Raw genomic sequence first — 15,354 nt, 5'->3', positions numbered from 1 at the left:
GGCTCATGGCGCAGCAGGAACGAGTTTGGAAAGCACCGGCAGCGGTGAAGGAATATCACGAACAAGAATGAAGCTCCCGGGGAAGCTGGCGAGCGACGCGCCCGAGCTGCTGGCAAGGCTTTCCGTGTAGTCGCCAAGATAGCGAACCCCACCAAGGATGTGCGGGCGGCCGGGAGCGTTCAGCGAAGGCTGGGCATTCAAAGAAAGCACCCGTCGGATCTGATCGTTGGGAAAGAGGCTCCCGGGAGGAACCGGGAGTTCGGGTGAGACCACACTGAAGCGGGAACTACTCGCGGCATTGACGACCGCCGGCCAACTGCCATCAGGAATGATCGAGCTTGAATTGCTGGTGGCACCAATGGCCGGAGCACCGCCACCGGCTTCCACATCCGGAACTGGCAAGCCATCCTCACCGGCACCGGCACCGAAGGTTGCGGTGACTCCCGCTCCCGTGTCGGCGATCTTCAAGCGGAAGGTCCGGCCATCGTTCTCTCCCGAGGCGGGAATCAGTGATCCCGTCCACCAGGCGTCGTTGTCCTCGATGATGACGATGTGGGTAAACCGACCGCCTAGAAAATATTCTTCCCCATTGGGTTTGATATCAATGATGACTGCACGCTGGCCACTGACCACATCGTCATTGATGACTGTTAGAGGAATGAAGGCAGACGTGCCGTTCATCGAGATGGAACCGGACGTCGACGTCGCGTTCGCACCGAGGGTGAAGTCGGTTCCGACCGTGGTGTTGCCGAGATCGTTCACCGCATAGTTCACCAGGCCGCTGTATGGACGATCAAATTCGATTTGCATCTGGTGCGGGCCTGAGCCTTCCGAGGCCGTGGAATGGGCCAGCACGAAGTTAACGGTCGGAAGATCCACAAACACCGGTTTGCTGTCAGGATCGAGCGGGTCGGTGCCGTAGGCATATTCCACCCCGTCGGAAAAGCCGTCGTCGTCGGTGTCGAAAAGGGCGAAGTCCGAGCCTTCCGTACTTTCCAACGCGGTCGGGAGTCCGTCGCCATCCGGGTCGACGCCGGCACCCAGCTGGATGGAAATGGCCCGGTAGAATGCCTTGGTGGCGGAGGGCTTGGGAGCAGTGAAGGTAAACTTCCCACCGCCGTTATTGGTGACGGTCGAACCAATGAGCTTGGGCCAGGTATTCATCGCGCCGGATGTCTGGATCCGCAGCTCCTCGGCAGCGGGCACGTTTTCGACCACAATTTCGATGTTAGGACCAATGATCTTGAAACTCGTGATGGTCGGAGCGGCGTGGGCCTGGGCGCAAAGCAGAACCAGCAATCCGAGCCAGTGGCATTTCTGGCCGGAGAAAACGGATATCGCAGAAAAATTCATCTATCCTACCACGCGAGATTTCCGCGAGGGTGGGATCATCGAATCGAAGAAATTGCCGAATTCTTTCTAACAATGACGAAACAGGCTCCTTTTCAGGACTTTCCGGCGACTGAGAAAAACTACTCGGGAAGCAGTGTGACGTTCATGAGATCCCCGGAATTCCAGTCGGATAGGCGGAGACTGAAGGTATTCCAACCTTCTTGAAGCGTGATGCGGTCGGCCTCTTGGATCTGCTGCATCGCTTGCCAGACCGGCACCTCTCCGGGTCCGGAAACCTCCAGGCGGATGGATTGTTCCCGGGGTGAGAAGACGCGGGTCGTCAGCCAGGCGGGTTGATCACCGCACTCGCCAAGGAGCCCTTCGAGGTCGATCCGCGATGGCGAGCTGTTCTGTTCATCCTGCTTCCATTCCGAGCACTTGCCATCAAAGGGAGCATTCGGAGGTTGGGTGTCTGATTCCTTGCCGTGTCGATACCACCATCCGGTCTGCGCCCAGCGGGCTTGGTCCTTGTTAGAAGAACGATCGAGCAGTTGTTTGGCCTGATCAGTCGCCGCGTCCCACCCCCCTTCTTTGGCGTGATCTTGAAAGCGCGCTTGCGCTTCGACCTGGAATCCGCGCCGAGCATCAAACAAGACGATCCCGTCGTCACCGCCTGCCATGAGCCGGGTGCCATCGGGACTCCAGTCGATGCTGCGCATCGCGGCGGGACAAGCGTAGCGGGCCATTTCGGCTCCGGTCGCGGGGTTCCAAAGCCGCACGGTTCCATCGAGTGAGGCGGTGGCGAGGCGTGTGTTGTCGGGGCTCCAGCGGAGGTCGAGCACGGAGGCGGAGTGGCCGAGCATGGTCACTTCGGTATCGCCGCTCGCGACGTTCCAGATGCGGACGGTGTGGTCTTCAGAGGCGGTGGCAATCCTGGCGCCATCGCGGCTCCAGTCGACCACGTTGACGCGGGCAGTGTGTCCCTGCAGTTCGCGCTGAAGCTTTCCTGTGCCGGGGTCGAAGAAAGCGAGACTTCCCGCCGCCTGACCCCAGGCCAGCGTCGCTCCATCGGGGCTGAAGCGAAACTGGTGCGTCGGGCGTTCGGTCCGTTGATCGGGAGAGAGCGCCTTGATCATCCGGAGGACGGATCCATCCTCGCCGTCGTATAGCAGGAGATCACCTTCGTAGACCATCGCCGCGAGGGTTTTCCCATCGGGAGCCCAGGCGATTTGCGAGCTCCCGGGGCCCTCTCCCCAAAGGCGCTTGCCGCTCGACCTTTCCCAGACTTCGAGGTGGTCGCCCGCTCCATCCAAGCGCGCGGCGGCGAGTCGTGTTCCGTCAGGGTTCCAAGCCACATTTTTCACAAAGAACCCGGGGTGGTTCTGGATCTGGCGGGTGGGCAATTCCAGGACGACTCCGGTGTAGGCCCATTCCTGGTTGGCCGCGATGGCGATGTGATCGTTCTCAGGGTTCCACGCCAGAGTGTTTGGCGAAAGCGGCGGTTCGATCTGGAGGCGCAATGGGCGACTGTCCTCAGCCGCATTCCAAATACGCACCATGCCGCCACGCTGACCCGATGCGATCCACTGGCCGTCCGGACTCCAGGCGAGGGTCGTGATGGAGTCCGTATGACCGCGAAAAGAGAGGACTTCCTTGCCCGTGTTGATGTCCCAGACTCGAACAATCCGATCGTCTCCCCCGCTCACCAGCCGCGTTCCATCAGGACTCCACGCCAGGACATTCACGGAGCCAGAAGAAGAGACCGTGCTCCACCCCTCAGGAGGCAGAAGGCCGTCTCTGCGCACCACAAAAATTTCACCATCTTCGGAGACCATCGCAATCAGATCACCGTTCGGACTCCACGCCAGCGTCTGCATGCCGGTAATTCTACCGGTGACATTCCGGATGCCCTCACTCTTGCCTGTCGCCGCGTGATAGATGGCGAGGCTGCCAAAAGGTTCGATCGCGATCGCGAAGCGTTCTCCGTCGTGGCTCCAGGCGATGTTGCTCGACGAAGCCCCATTCAGTTCGACCGAGGGAACCTCGTTCCAAGCCTCACCTTGAGACCAGATCCTCAGGATGCTGTTGTTTTTCAGTTCGGGACTGCGCTCGCTGAGGAAAGCCAAGCGGTCTTCCGTGGGGCTCCAAGCGCTGCTGTAGTCCTCATGCGGAATCTCGAAAACCACGGTCTCCTCGCCGCTGCTCAGGGATTTGCGCATCTTCTTGCTGCCGGAGAACAGCTTGATTTCATCGGTGCCGGGAACGGTTTCGAAGGAATCCACCTTGGCGGGCATCCGCCCCAGATTGAGGATTCGTCCCGTTGAAAACTCCCACTCCGACAGGGTGTGGCTGCCATCCAGCAGCAGCAGGACTCCGTTCTTTTCACTCCAAGCAAAGGCCGGGGAACTACGATGGGTGTCGTAGTGAGCGAGCGGAGCATCCTTGACCGATCTTGCATAGTACCACTCCCAGCCACGGAGGTCTGCGAGTTCGGAATCGGGTTCGGGAATCCAGCGTTCGATCTTTGGGATTCCGTCAGGGGTCGCGGCTTCACCAGATGCGGCGATCATTTCGAAGGCATACATCTGCTTGCGCAGGGATTCCGCCCGTTGCTCGGCAATGTCCGTCGCTTTGACCGCGTCGTTCTTGAGACTCGTTTGACGAAGGGCCACCAGCGGACCACCGATGCCAAGCATGAGCAGCAACAAGACCCCCAAAAGGGCGGCGGTCGCCTGTGCCGGTTTCCGCTTCATCCATTTCACCGCCCATTCCGCAGCGCCCACCGGGCGCGCATGGATGGGTTCACCTCGCAACCAGCGTTCGAGATCGTCGGCCAATTGCCTCGCCGAGAGGAATCGTTTGGCGGGATCTCTTTCGAGGCACTTCATGGCGATCGTTTGGAGATCACGATCAACCCCGGGGTTGTGCTTGCTGGGAGGCTCGGGCTCCTGTTCTGAGATGAGCTTGAGCGTCTCCATGATGGAATCGCCCCGGTGCGGAGGCACCCCGGTGAGGAGTTCGTAGAACATCGCTCCGAGGCCGTAGATGTCTGCGGCAGTGGTGACATCCTTGACATTTTCCGCCTGCTCGGGAGCCATGTAGCTGGGTGTCCCGATGAGCTGGCCCGACAGCGTGGCCGAACTCACACTCTCCATCTGTTTGGCGAGGCCGAAGTCGGTGACATGGGGTTCGCCGTCCGCATCGATGAGGATGTTGCTGGGTTTGAGGTCGCGGTGCAGCGTTCCTCGTTGATGGGCGGCATGAATCGCAGCTGCGACCTTGGCCATGAGGGTGGCGGTTTGCCTCGGATTCTGTTGAAGGTCTTCGAGGTGCTCGCGGAGGGTGTCCCCCTCGATGAGCTTCATGCTGAAATAGTGCTGCCCTTCGAACTCACCGACTTCGTAAATGGGCACGATGTTGGGATGATCCAACGAACCGGCGGCTTCGGCTTCCGTACGGAAGCGCGCCACGTCGTCCTCGTTGGCGAGCATGTTCGAGCGGATCATCTTCACCGCCACGATCCGTTTCAGCGAAGTCTGATAGGCTCGGTAGACCACTCCCATGGCACCACGCGCGATCTCCCCCTGGAGTTCGTATTCGCCAAAATAGAGGATCCGGGTGCCATCATCGGACATCCCGGAATTCGCAGAAGGTGGCTGATGCTCCCCTGAGATGCCTAGGGAGAGAAGCTGCTGATCAAGCCCTTCAAGCGGCTCGTCAAGAAGACCGGATCCCTCTTCATGTTCGCTCAGGAGCATCTCGACCTTCCGTCGCAAGGAATCGTCGCCGCCACAGGCCTCACGCAAATATTCTCCCCGCTCTCCCAAGGATCGGTCGAGGGCTTCGGAGAAAATCCGGGCTTCTTTCATCATGGGGCTTTCCTTAAACGCGAGATTTCGGATCGAATGGGATCACCCGATGTTCCCGGATGATGCATGTTCATCCCTTCAGTTTTTCGCCGACTGCGTGGTGCAACCAGGCACGGGCAAAGGCCCAGTCACGTTTGGCGGTCGCCGTTGAGATCTCGAGAATCTCGGCGGCTTCTTCCACGCTCAAACCGACAAAATAGCGGAGTTCGACCAGCCTGGCCTTGCGGGGGTCCTCGGCCGCGAGTTCGGAAAGAGCCTCGTCGAGCGCGAGCAGCTCCTCGGGTTTGTCGGGAGTGATCGCCGGAGCATTGATGCTGTCGAGTTCGGTCCGCACCCACTCCCCACCATGCCGGACCGCTTTCTTCCGCCGGGCCCGATCGATCAGGATCCGCCGCATCGCCTCTCCAACCGCCGTATAAAAGTGACCCCGATTGTCCCAGCAATCATCTTCCTGGCTTCTTGTGATCTTGAGATAGGCCTCATGAACGAGCGCCGTCGCGCCAATGGTCTGCCCGGGCGACTCGCCAGCCATTTTCCGCAACGCGAGCTTTCGAAGATCCTCATACAAGGATGGCAGCATTTCCGATGCATTGCGCCCCGCCTCTTTGGGATCCAAATCCCCATCAAGATGCGAGCTTTCCATCAGGTCACCATATTTGCTGTGGAGAGCTGGTCAACCCCGGCTCCGTAACGGACCAACACAATCATCAGGAATCCCAACGACGACTGAAGCACCGATCCGGCTCCTTGATCGGCGAGAAAGGGTCGATCAATCCGCGACGGGCTCGAGACCGAGCTTCTTACGCAAGGACGCGTCCGAAGGTTTACTAAGATTCCAGTAATCGACGTTCATCATCCTTTTCTTGAGTGTCGCCCTGGTCGTCCCCGTTTTCGTTTCCTCGGTCCATTCGCGGATCACATGGGGAAACTCCGCATCGAAACGAATACTCAGCTTCCGTCCCAGGTCCGCATAGCCGAGGGTGTAGACCGAAGTGCTTCCCTCCGTTTCGAGTGAAGCCGCGGCTTCGGACGCGCGGATCGGCTGATGCGCAAAGCGAGTAAAGACCGCCCCCGGAATCACCGACACCTTGCCCACCGGGAGCTTTTCGGGATCGAGACGAAGCGTCACCCACAGCTCGTCCTCAAGATAAGTTCCGGGAAGCGTGAAATTCTGATCCCCCGCCTTTTCAAAATAGGATCGAAGCTCCACTTCCCACGAATTCCCCTTGAAACCAAACTGCTGGAAGGCTTGACCACACCAATCCTGAATCGAAGTCGTCGACTTCAGCGCATGCGGAAACTTTGCCAGATCAATGGGGCGGAAAGTGCTGGTCATCGTCCGATACGAATAGAAGCCGGTATTGAAAGTCGTCAGGGCATTGAGTTTGAGCACATCGGTCGAACCTGCTTTCCCGCTCTCATTCTTGACCAGCTCGTCGACGAGAAAGGGCTCGGTCACAAAGATCAGCTCGGCGTGACCCGGATGGTTCTGCCCATATCGCGACTGAGACAATTCAAAGGAACTGATCTCCGCCCCAGCGAACCAGAAGTCTCTTACCTTCTGGTCGGCAAGAATGGGACTGACCATGAGCAGCAGGGAGATGACAACTTTCATGGTGCCAAGATGGCAGAGATCCTCCAGAATGCCAGATGGCGAAATTGCCCCTTGCCGTCTCGGGGTCATATGGAACCGTCCGCCATGAAAGACCTCAGCCTCATCGGCATCTCGGTGCTCGGACTCCTCGCTAGCAGCTGCAGCCCACCGGAAAGCGAATCCACCACCGACACCAACCCGGCGCGGGATCTGGTGATGGAATCCATCGAGGCTCATGGCGGCAAAGAAAGATGGTATGACAATGGGCAGCTCCAATTCCAATGGACCTACCACATGAGCGACAAGGGCCCTGAGGCCATCGTCGATACGGTTCAGACGGTCGACGTCACGACGCTGGACGTGGCTCACGAAGTGGTGGGCAAGGACATCACTTTCGGCATCAGTGGCGGCGAATCATGGATCCGTCCCGCCGACGCCGAGTTCTCGCCGCCCCATCAGTTCTGGGCCCTTACCCCCTTCTACTTCATTGGGATCCCTTTCGTCTTCAATGACGAGAATGCGATTTTCGAGCGGCTCGACGAGCCCATGACCTTCGAAGGCAAGGACTACACTCAGGTGAAAATCACCTACACCGAGGAAGCTGGCGATTCGCCCGACGACTACTACGTGCTGCTGATCGATCCGGAAACCAAGCTGACCAGAGGTGCCTACTACATCGTTACCAGCAAACTGGTCGCCCCGAACGGACCGGGACCCGAAAAGTTCCTGACGCTCGACGAGCTTCAGGATGTCGACGGGGTCAAACTCGCCAGCGGACATCGCACCTTTAAAATGGAGGATGGAAAAATCGGCGAACAGATGCGCTTCACCGAAGTCAGCGGCGTTAAATTCCTTTCCAAAGGAACGGTCGACCTCGGCATTCCGGAGTAGGCCTCTAAGGAGCCCCGGGGACTTTCTCCGGCTAAAGGGTTGGCATCGGTGCGGTTCGTGCTAACGCGGGATCCGTAGATTGGCCCGCCAATTGGCAGATCGATCGTTGTCACTTCCCCTAAACATGGACGTTCTTCTAATCGGCACTGCTTTTGTCTTCGGATTAGCCGCTCAGCGGCTTCGACTCCCTCCCCTCGTCGGCTTTCTGTTAGCGGGCTTTATCCTTCAGGCTTTCGGCCAGACCGGCGGCGAAGCCCTTCGGATCATTTCGGATCTTGGCGTCACCCTGCTGCTGTTCAGCATTGGCCTGAAGCTCCGGGTCCGCAGCCTCGCCCGCCCCGAAATCTGGGCAGGCACCAGCATCCACGCCTCGCTCATCATCGGGCTCTTCACGCCAATCCTGCTCGGCGTCTCGGTCCTGGTCGGCAGGGCGGCCGGCCTCGATTGGTCGACGGCACTGCTACTCGCCTTTGGGATGAGTTTTTCCAGCACCGTCTTCGCGGTAAAAAGCCTCTCGGAAAATGGCGACATGGGATCGATGCACGGGCGGATCTCGATCGGCATCCTGATCATGCAGGACATCCTCGCAGTCCTTTTTCTCACCTTTTCGACCGGCAAAATCCCCTCGCCTTGGTCGATTGCAGTCATCGCCGCGCTGATCGCCGCCCGCCCCGCACTCGGCTGGCTGCTCGGTCGCAGCGGCCATGGGGAACTCGTCACCCTTTGTGGACTCTTCATGGCTGTAGTGGTTGGGGCCGCGGGCTTCGAGGCGGTGGGATTGAAATCAGACCTCGGAGCGCTCTTCGTCGGCATCCTCGTCGGCTACCATCCGGCTTCGAAAGAATTGGGAAAATCCCTGAACGGAATCACCGACCTGCTGCTTGTCGGCTTCTTCCTGCAAGTCGGCCTGGAGGGAGGCGTTTCGTGGATGAGTCTTGGTTGGGCGGGGTTCATGATCCTCCTCCTTCCGATCAAGAGCGTCGCTTTCTTCCTGCTCCTGACCCGCTTCCATCTCCGGGCGCGCACCGCCTGGATGAGCGCCATGACCCTTTCGACCTACAGTGAATTCGGCCTGATCGTCATGGCGCTGGGAGTGGGCAAGGGTTGGATCGGCCCCGACTGGCTGGTCGCCATGGCCATCGCCCTGTCGATCAGTTTCCTGATCGTCGCCCCGCTGAATCGACGTGCTGAAAAGCTCTACGATCCGATCAGCGACTGGCTCAAACGTTTCCAGACCAAAGGCCGCCACCCCGACGACCTCCCCATCCGCGAAAAGGGCGAGCAGATCGCCATCTTCGGCATGGGCCGCGTCGGGCTCGCTGTCTACCACGCCCTGGAACAGCGCTTTCCCGGAAGAGTCATCGGCTTCGATCGCGACCCGAAATCCGTCGCCATCCACCGCGAAGCCGAGCGCAACGTGATGCTCGCCGACGCCACCGATTCCGACTTCTGGGAAAAGGTCCGACCTCGCGATGACATCGACCTCGTGGTCCTGACCATGCCAAAGCACAGCGCCAACATTCATGCGATCGAGACCCTCAATCGTCACGATTTCGCAGGCGTCGTCGCCGCCTCCGGCAAATTCAACGAGGAGATCCAGCAACTTCGTGCGCTCGGTGTCGACACCGCCTTCAACCTCTACGCCGAGGCCGGAGCCAACTTCGCCAACCACGTCTACAATGTCTTCAACCAGCAGCGACCCGACCTGACCCAGGGAAGCTGGAAAGCCCGCCCTGAGCGAACTGACTGAAGAAAAACCATCGCGTTTCTAGGCCTCCCAGCTCTCTCCACAAATTTCCGCTGGCGCAGGCCGTTTCCGAGCTATCGTTCGGACCATGAGAAAAGATCTTACGCTCCTATGCTTGGCCATGAGCTCGCTCGCCGCCGCATCATTTGCTGCCGCCGCAACAAGGAATTCGGTGGCTGAATTCGACCGGAAGGAAGCCAGCCAGCTCGATTGGCAAGTCGTCGATGATGGTGTCATGGGAGGCCTGTCCAAAGGCAAACTGGAGATCAGCAAGTCCGGCATCCTGCGTTTCAGCGGAACGCTTTCCCTCGAAAACAACGGAGGCTTTTCATCGATCCGCACCGGAGACCTTGAGCTGGATCTCAGCGATGCGAAAGGTCTGATCGCCCGCGTCAAAGGCGACGGCCGCAGCTACCAGATGCGTCTTGGCACCGATGCCAGGTTCCGCGGGATGGAGGTTTCCTTCACCAATGAGTTCCGCACCAAAAAAGGCAAGTGGACGGAAGTGAAGATTCCCTTCGACCAATTCGAAGGGAGCTTCCGCGGGATGAAACTCAAGAATGAGAAGTTCGATCCCGCCAAAATTCAGCGCCTTGGACTTCTGCTTGGAGATAAAAAAACCGGTCCCTTCGAACTCGAAGTCGATTGGATCCGGACCTATGGCGAAAATGGCGAAAAACCTCAGTCCAACAGCATCGTCAGCCTCGCAGTCGCTGACGGACGTTTCAAAACTTTGGCCACGGCACTCGGCGAGGCAAAGCTCGTCGAAGCACTCAGCGGCGACGGACCATTCACCGTCTTCGCTCCCACGGACAAGGCCTTCTCAAAACTCCCGAAAGGCACCGTGGAAGAGCTTCTAAAGCCTGAGAACCGAGAGAAACTCCAAGCCATCCTGAAATACCACGTCATCGCAGATTCCGTCGACCTTTCCACCGCACTCAAAGCAGGCAAAGCCGGGACCCTTCAGGGAGGTGAACTCGCGATCGCTTTCTCAAAGGGCAGCGTCCGGGTCAACGACGCCACCCTCATCGACGCCAACATCAAGGGCTCTAATGGCATCATCCACGTGATCGACTCCGTCCTTCTGCCCCCTGCTCCGAAGAATGACATTGCCAACGTCGCGAAGAGGGCAGGCAAATTCAAAACGCTCTTGGCCGCCGTCGAGGCTGCAGGATTGAGCGACGCTCTCTCGAGCGAAGGCCCCCTCACCATTCTCGCACCGACGGATGAAGCTTTTGCCGCCCTGCCAAAGGGAACCATCGAATCCCTTCTCAAAAAGGAAAACCGTGAGCAACTGACGAAGATCCTGTCGACGCATGCGATCAAAGGCAAGGTGTCCGCCGGTGACGCACTCAATGCCAAATCGGCAACCGCTCTCAGCGGCGAGGCATTGGATTTCGCTATCGAGGATGGTTCGTTCAAGGTGAACGGATCAACCATCCTCAAGACCGACATCGATTGTGACAACGGAGTGATCCACGTCATCGACAAGGTCCTTCTTCCTGAGAAAAAGACGATGCCAAAGAACAAATCCCGCGCCGCCACGTCTCCTTCAACCAGCGATCGAATCGAAGCAGCCATCGAGCGCGGGGTACCGATCTTCAATAAGGGAGATCATGAAAAGTGCGCTGATATCTACCGTCAATGCCTGACCAACATTGCGAACGACGAGTCCATCGATCCAGCCGTCCGCCAAGCCCTCAGCAGCCTTATCGAACGTGCCGACAAGACGGACGCCACCGAGCGCGCCTGGCTCCTCCGCAGCGGTCTCGATCGGGTCTACGAAGCGGTCACCCACTGAGGCCCGAGCATCTCCGCTCCGCGGCGGACATCAACGCATTACGGACGTTCGATTACGAAATCGAACTTGATCTTGCCACTTGACGACGGACCCTTCAGGGCGCGGCGAACGACGATCCCCGTTAACGTGGCCTCAGCCTGCACCTTTCGGGTCTGCAGGTTGACGGCCTTGCGCTCGAGGAAGTTGAGGTTGGTCCCATGAAGCTTGCCCTCGCCGACAAGAAGACCTTCGCCATGGCGGGTAGCGGTGAGATTCTGCAGGGCGAGGACGCCACCAGCGACCTCGGCCACCAGGTCCGGTGTCCCCCACACCATCGTATTCACCAGAATCGCAACCGCTTCGAAGTCCTCGCCAAGCTTGATGGCGGTCTTGTTTTCGGAGGACATGGCGACGAGTTCGGAATTGATCATCGTGATGCGTTCGCTGCCGTGCTCGAAGAAGACGCCGACCTTCGATCCGTCGGTGCCGTGTCCGTGACTGATGCAGTTGGTGGGTCCGGCGCCTTTCTGTTTCGTGAAACGGATGCCATAGAGGGATCCGAAGACGAAGTTCTGATGGAGAAACTGGTCGGTGCAATCGGCGACGATGATCGCGTCGAGGTTCTCCTTCTGGAAGGCCCACAAGCGGTCTCCAAACTTGCCGGGGTTGAACAGCGGATTGCGCGGGGGCGGACGGCGGGCGTAGTGGGGATTGAACTGCGTGTTGCGCACCTCGCCACTCAGGCATCCGCCGCCGATCGCGATGCCGGTCTTGAGCGGGGCACCGGAAAGGTAATTGACGTAGTGGTTATCACAGCGGTGCGTCATGAAATCGAGATACTGGTAGGGATTCGAGGCATTGACGTTGATAATGTGAATGTCGGCGCCGCGGCCCTGAATCAGGAACGGGTCCTCCCGGACGTCATCCATGCTCTGCTCCGGATGGTGGAATGACAGACCCCGTAGTCCGCTGCGCGGTTCCAAAGTGACGGTCGGACGATCGTTCTTCGGATAGACATGGAGGATGCTGCCTCCGCCCATGGTGTGGTGGGGCACGTCGTGAATGCCGCGGAGTTCAACCCCGGTGGGCACGTTCAGGTTCCCCTCGATCCGGTAGTCCCCACCGGAGAGAAAGACGGTGCCTCCTCCGCCGGCAGCGATGGCGTTGAGGGCTTGCTGGATGCGCGGGGTCTCGTCCCCGCGTTTGCCCGGTGAGATCACCTGGAAGCCGGGACCCGCAGGCTTGAATTCACGGTCGGTCCGCTTGGGGTACTCCGGGATTTCCACCAAGGGGATCGGTCGGCCAGACATCTGCACCACCGATTCATCGGCTTGGTTCACCACCGGGTTTCGGCCGTCGGCGAAAGTGCAGTCGGCGATGACCACGCCGGTCACGTCCTTGCCGACCAGGATCCTGCTCCCGGGGTGCTTGAGGGTCGATCCCACGAGCGAGAGGCTACCGCGGTTCAAGCCGATGTCGCCGGCGTCAATGCGGCACTGTCCCATCAGAACCACCCCGGAACCTTGGGACTCGATCGCATCCTTGCTTGCGAGAATGCAGTTGGAAAACATCACCACGGAATCAAACTCGCTGCCGAGCAGCACGCCGTGTTCCGAGCCGCCGAAGTAGCACTCGGTAAACACCATGCCGTAGGGGTTCGTCTTCTCCACCGACAGGGCGGTGACGCAGTCCCGGATGATGAGGCGGCGGAACTGGGCGTTGGCGGCACCCCGTTCCCCCTCGGTCACCCGGAATCCCGTCTGGTAGCCGGTGATCCTCACTCCATCGACATATTCCCAATCGCTACGCAACATGTGAATGCCAGTGGCATTGCTCTTGAGCCAGGTGGCGAACCGCTCAGAAGCCGACGGGGAGTCCGGCAGACCACTTTGACTCCAGTAAAACGGCGAGAATGCGATTTGCTCAAGGCGCCCGATGTCGGTCGTCGAGTCATAGCGGATGCCGGTCTTGAGCGGTGTGCCGTAGAACCTGTGGATGTAGTGCAGCTCGTTGCCCTGCGGACCGATACGAATCCCGAGGTAGGGGTTGACCAGGGTGAGGTTCTCGAAGGTGGCGTTGTCCATGCCGATTTGCTCCAGGCAGAACGGGTAGGGGGTCGGGTCATCGGCGGACTGTTCGGGATACCAGATCGAGAGATCCTTCACCCCGCCACTGACACCGACCCTGATGAACGAGGTCCCTTCCGAGTTGCCCTTGCCGGCGTACGGCATCAGGATCGTGCCCTCAACACTCCGGTCGTCGGCCGTCGGTGCCTTCCATTCCCCGCGCAGGGTCACCGAGCGCGGCACAACCAGGTTCCCACGGAAGACATAGCGCCCTTTCGGCGCGAAGACCGTGCCGCCACCGTCCGCGGCCATCTGATCCAGGGCTTTTTGAAATGGCCCGGTGCAATCGGTGCGGCCGTCTGGCTTGGCCCCGAAGTCGAGCACATTGCAACCCACCACCACCACGTCGGTGGTCGGGTAGGTGGGGGTGACCACCTTCCATTTGGTAGCACCCGGAACGGTGAGGTTCATGGCCATCAAGGCAGCCAGCGTCAAAAACAAGGTGTGGGAGAAAGACGTCATCGGTGATTGGAGGAACTGCCCATCAACGTGAGAAACCTTCTGGTTTTTCCATCGAAGCAGGAGGAAAAGAAGCTGAAACCTTCGGAAAAACCTCGATTCCCACTCCGCTCACGATCCCCCCACGGTCGCAACTGCAGGCCCTTCCTCCTTCGCCACCATCCCGGGCAGGAGTCTTTCGTAGCAGCTGGAGACCTCGTCAAAGGAGAAGCGGGCGCTGTGGCGTTGCGCATGTCGGCTCATCGTCTGCCAAAGCACATCATCGCCGAAAAGATCATCAAGATGTCTGGCGGCTTCCGTCTCGTAGTTGGTCAGCTTGACGCGAAAACCGCAGACTCCTTCAGGGACGACGTCCTGGCTGATGCTCTCCGAGCAGACAACGGGCGTGCCCACGGCCAGGGATTCCAGTGCACTGGGAGAGCATACCGCCACCGGATAATCCGAGGGAATACTCACCACGCGGGCCCGTTGGAGCAACGACAGGAACTCGGACCGCGGCAGGAAGTCAGTGAGCGTGACGCGGCTTCGAATCTCCGGCGCAAGCTTCGAGACGGCGGCCTCAAGTTCGGCCGAAGGGCCACCCATGAATGCCAGCCTGACATCCGGAGTTTCCATTTTTGCGAAGGCCCTCAAGGTAGGTAGCGGATTCTTGTGGGAGGCGGTCCCGATATGTACCAGAAGCCGCTCGCGCTCGGAAACCGCCACCACTTCCTGCATCCGCGTCCCGATCGGGATCACCTTGCACTTCCGGGCGGTAAACGGCACCTCACGGCCGACGACTTCGCTGATTTCTCCACAAGTGCAGATCAGGTGGCGACTCAAATGGTAGCCGAGGAAGCGCCCCAGAGCGCGGGCCCACCGATGCAGTGACCTCGAAACCAGCGGCTGCTGACCAAGATGCCAGTCGCAACAATCGTGAAGGACCGTCGCATCATTGTCACTCAAGCGCAGTGGAAGCGTGCCGTTGATGATCACCAGATCCGGCCGCAACGCCCTCACCTGGCGGCGTCCCCGCCCAGCCCACACCTTGAGACGCTCCCTTTGGACTCCAGGCTTGGTGTGCTCGGTGAGCGAGATGATCGGAACAGTATGACGCAGCCGGAACATCTCCCGAACCTTCTCGACATCGCATTCCAACGCGGTGACCACGCTAACATCATGTCCACGCCCAACCAGCTCGTCCGCCAAACCGAAAATGAAGTAATTGACGCCATCCGGACCGTCCACCCGCTGATGCGTCGATGTGATGACAATTCTCAACTTCAAAAAGCCATAGATGGAAAACCGACAATCAAGGTGTCAACTGAAATTCAAAGCGATCCATCCAACCTACACCCCCCTTCTTACCATGACTTCGAAAAAGGTGCCTGGCTCACCGGCGGGAAACCCAACCATCTCCTCGCCCTCGCAGCCTGGATCCTCGTCGAAGCCTGGATAGAGGTAGGAACGGCGCATTGGTTTGCGCCGCTCCCCCCTCCGAACCGGACAGGCGGATCTCCCGCATCCGGCTCTCCAGTCAGTGGTTTGCTCCATTACGGAGACTCTCGACTTCAGCA

The 15,354-nt window shown here is 59.3% G+C and carries 10 protein-coding genes; 3 read left to right on the top strand and 7 right to left on the bottom strand.

Annotated features, from left to right (window positions below):
- Positions 1-3: 3 nt before the first annotated feature.
- The 4 genes from WBG04_RS06250 to WBG04_RS06235 form a co-directional block, all read right to left on the bottom strand.
- Positions 4-1,353, bottom strand: coding sequence for a thrombospondin type 3 repeat-containing protein (locus tag WBG04_RS06250; RefSeq protein WP_424313522.1), 1,350 nt, complete (start codon positions 1,351-1,353; stop codon positions 4-6).
- Between the two features lie 119 nt (positions 1,354-1,472).
- Positions 1,473-5,204: a WD40 repeat domain-containing serine/threonine protein kinase gene (locus tag WBG04_RS06245; protein ID WP_424313521.1), complete on the bottom strand. Its 3,732-nt coding sequence runs from the start codon at positions 5,202-5,204 to the stop codon at positions 1,473-1,475.
- Between the two features lie 67 nt (positions 5,205-5,271).
- Positions 5,272-5,844, bottom strand: coding sequence for a sigma-70 family RNA polymerase sigma factor (locus WBG04_RS06240; RefSeq protein ID WP_424313520.1), 573 nt, complete (start codon positions 5,842-5,844; stop codon positions 5,272-5,274).
- 126 nt (positions 5,845-5,970) lie between these two features.
- Positions 5,971-6,816, bottom strand: a complete 846-nt coding sequence (locus tag WBG04_RS06235; protein WP_424313519.1) for a septum formation inhibitor Maf — start codon at positions 6,814-6,816, stop codon at positions 5,971-5,973.
- A gap of 84 nt (positions 6,817-6,900) precedes the next feature.
- Here WBG04_RS06235 and WBG04_RS06230 point away from each other — a divergent pair, with 84 nt between their 5' ends.
- The 3 genes from WBG04_RS06230 to WBG04_RS06220 all read left to right on the top strand — a co-directional run bounded on the left by WBG04_RS06230 (position 6,901) and on the right by WBG04_RS06220 (position 11,234).
- Positions 6,901-7,686: a hypothetical protein gene (locus WBG04_RS06230; RefSeq protein ID WP_424313518.1), complete on the top strand. Its 786-nt coding sequence runs from the start codon at positions 6,901-6,903 to the stop codon at positions 7,684-7,686.
- A 124-nt stretch (positions 7,687-7,810) separates the two neighbouring features.
- Positions 7,811-9,436, top strand: a complete 1,626-nt coding sequence (locus WBG04_RS06225) for a cation:proton antiporter (RefSeq protein WP_424313517.1) — start codon at positions 7,811-7,813, stop codon at positions 9,434-9,436.
- Between the two features lie 85 nt (positions 9,437-9,521).
- The gene (locus tag WBG04_RS06220; RefSeq protein ID WP_424313516.1) at positions 9,522-11,234 is read left to right on the top strand and encodes a CIA30 family protein; all 1,713 of its coding nucleotides are present in this window, start codon (positions 9,522-9,524) and stop codon (positions 11,232-11,234) included.
- Between the two features lie 38 nt (positions 11,235-11,272).
- Here WBG04_RS06220 and WBG04_RS06215 read toward each other — a convergent pair whose 3' ends face one another.
- The 3 genes from WBG04_RS06215 to WBG04_RS06205 form a co-directional block, all read right to left on the bottom strand.
- A complete protein-coding gene (locus WBG04_RS06215; protein ID WP_424313515.1) occupies positions 11,273-13,801 on the bottom strand; it encodes a glycosyl hydrolase family 28-related protein in 2,529 nt (842 codons plus the stop codon).
- A 108-nt stretch (positions 13,802-13,909) separates the two neighbouring features.
- On the bottom strand, positions 13,910-15,058 hold the full coding sequence (locus WBG04_RS06210; RefSeq protein ID WP_424313514.1) for a glycosyltransferase family 4 protein: 1,149 nt from the start codon (positions 15,056-15,058) through the stop codon (positions 13,910-13,912).
- Positions 15,059-15,127: 69 nt separating this feature from the next.
- The coding region (locus tag WBG04_RS06205) for a hypothetical protein (protein ID WP_424313513.1) at positions 15,128-15,354 on the bottom strand (227 nt) is incomplete at its 5' end.

Origin of the sequence: Haloferula sp. (assembly GCF_049672945.1) — a bacterium.
Classification (GTDB): Bacteria; Verrucomicrobiota; Verrucomicrobiia; order Verrucomicrobiales; family Akkermansiaceae; genus Haloferula.
Note: the sequence above shows the minus strand (reverse complement) of the source record. Positions and strands in the feature narration are given on the sequence as shown.

Coding starts and splice junctions, on each gene's coding strand:
- WBG04_RS06250 (WP_424313522.1), bottom strand. CDS start 1,353: ATGAATTTTTCTGCGATATCCGTTTTCTCCGGCCAGAAATGCCACTGG.
- WBG04_RS06245 (WP_424313521.1), bottom strand. CDS start 5,204: ATGATGAAAGAAGCCCGGATTTTCTCCGAAGCCCTCGACCGATCCTTG.
- WBG04_RS06240 (WP_424313520.1), bottom strand. CDS start 5,844: ATGGAAAGCTCGCATCTTGATGGGGATTTGGATCCCAAAGAGGCGGGG.
- WBG04_RS06235 (WP_424313519.1), bottom strand. CDS start 6,816: ATGAAAGTTGTCATCTCCCTGCTGCTCATGGTCAGTCCCATTCTTGCC.
- WBG04_RS06230 (WP_424313518.1), top strand. CDS start 6,901: ATGAAAGACCTCAGCCTCATCGGCATCTCGGTGCTCGGACTCCTCGCT.
- WBG04_RS06225 (WP_424313517.1), top strand. CDS start 7,811: ATGGACGTTCTTCTAATCGGCACTGCTTTTGTCTTCGGATTAGCCGCT.
- WBG04_RS06220 (WP_424313516.1), top strand. CDS start 9,522: ATGAGAAAAGATCTTACGCTCCTATGCTTGGCCATGAGCTCGCTCGCC.
- WBG04_RS06215 (WP_424313515.1), bottom strand. CDS start 13,801: ATGACGTCTTTCTCCCACACCTTGTTTTTGACGCTGGCTGCCTTGATG.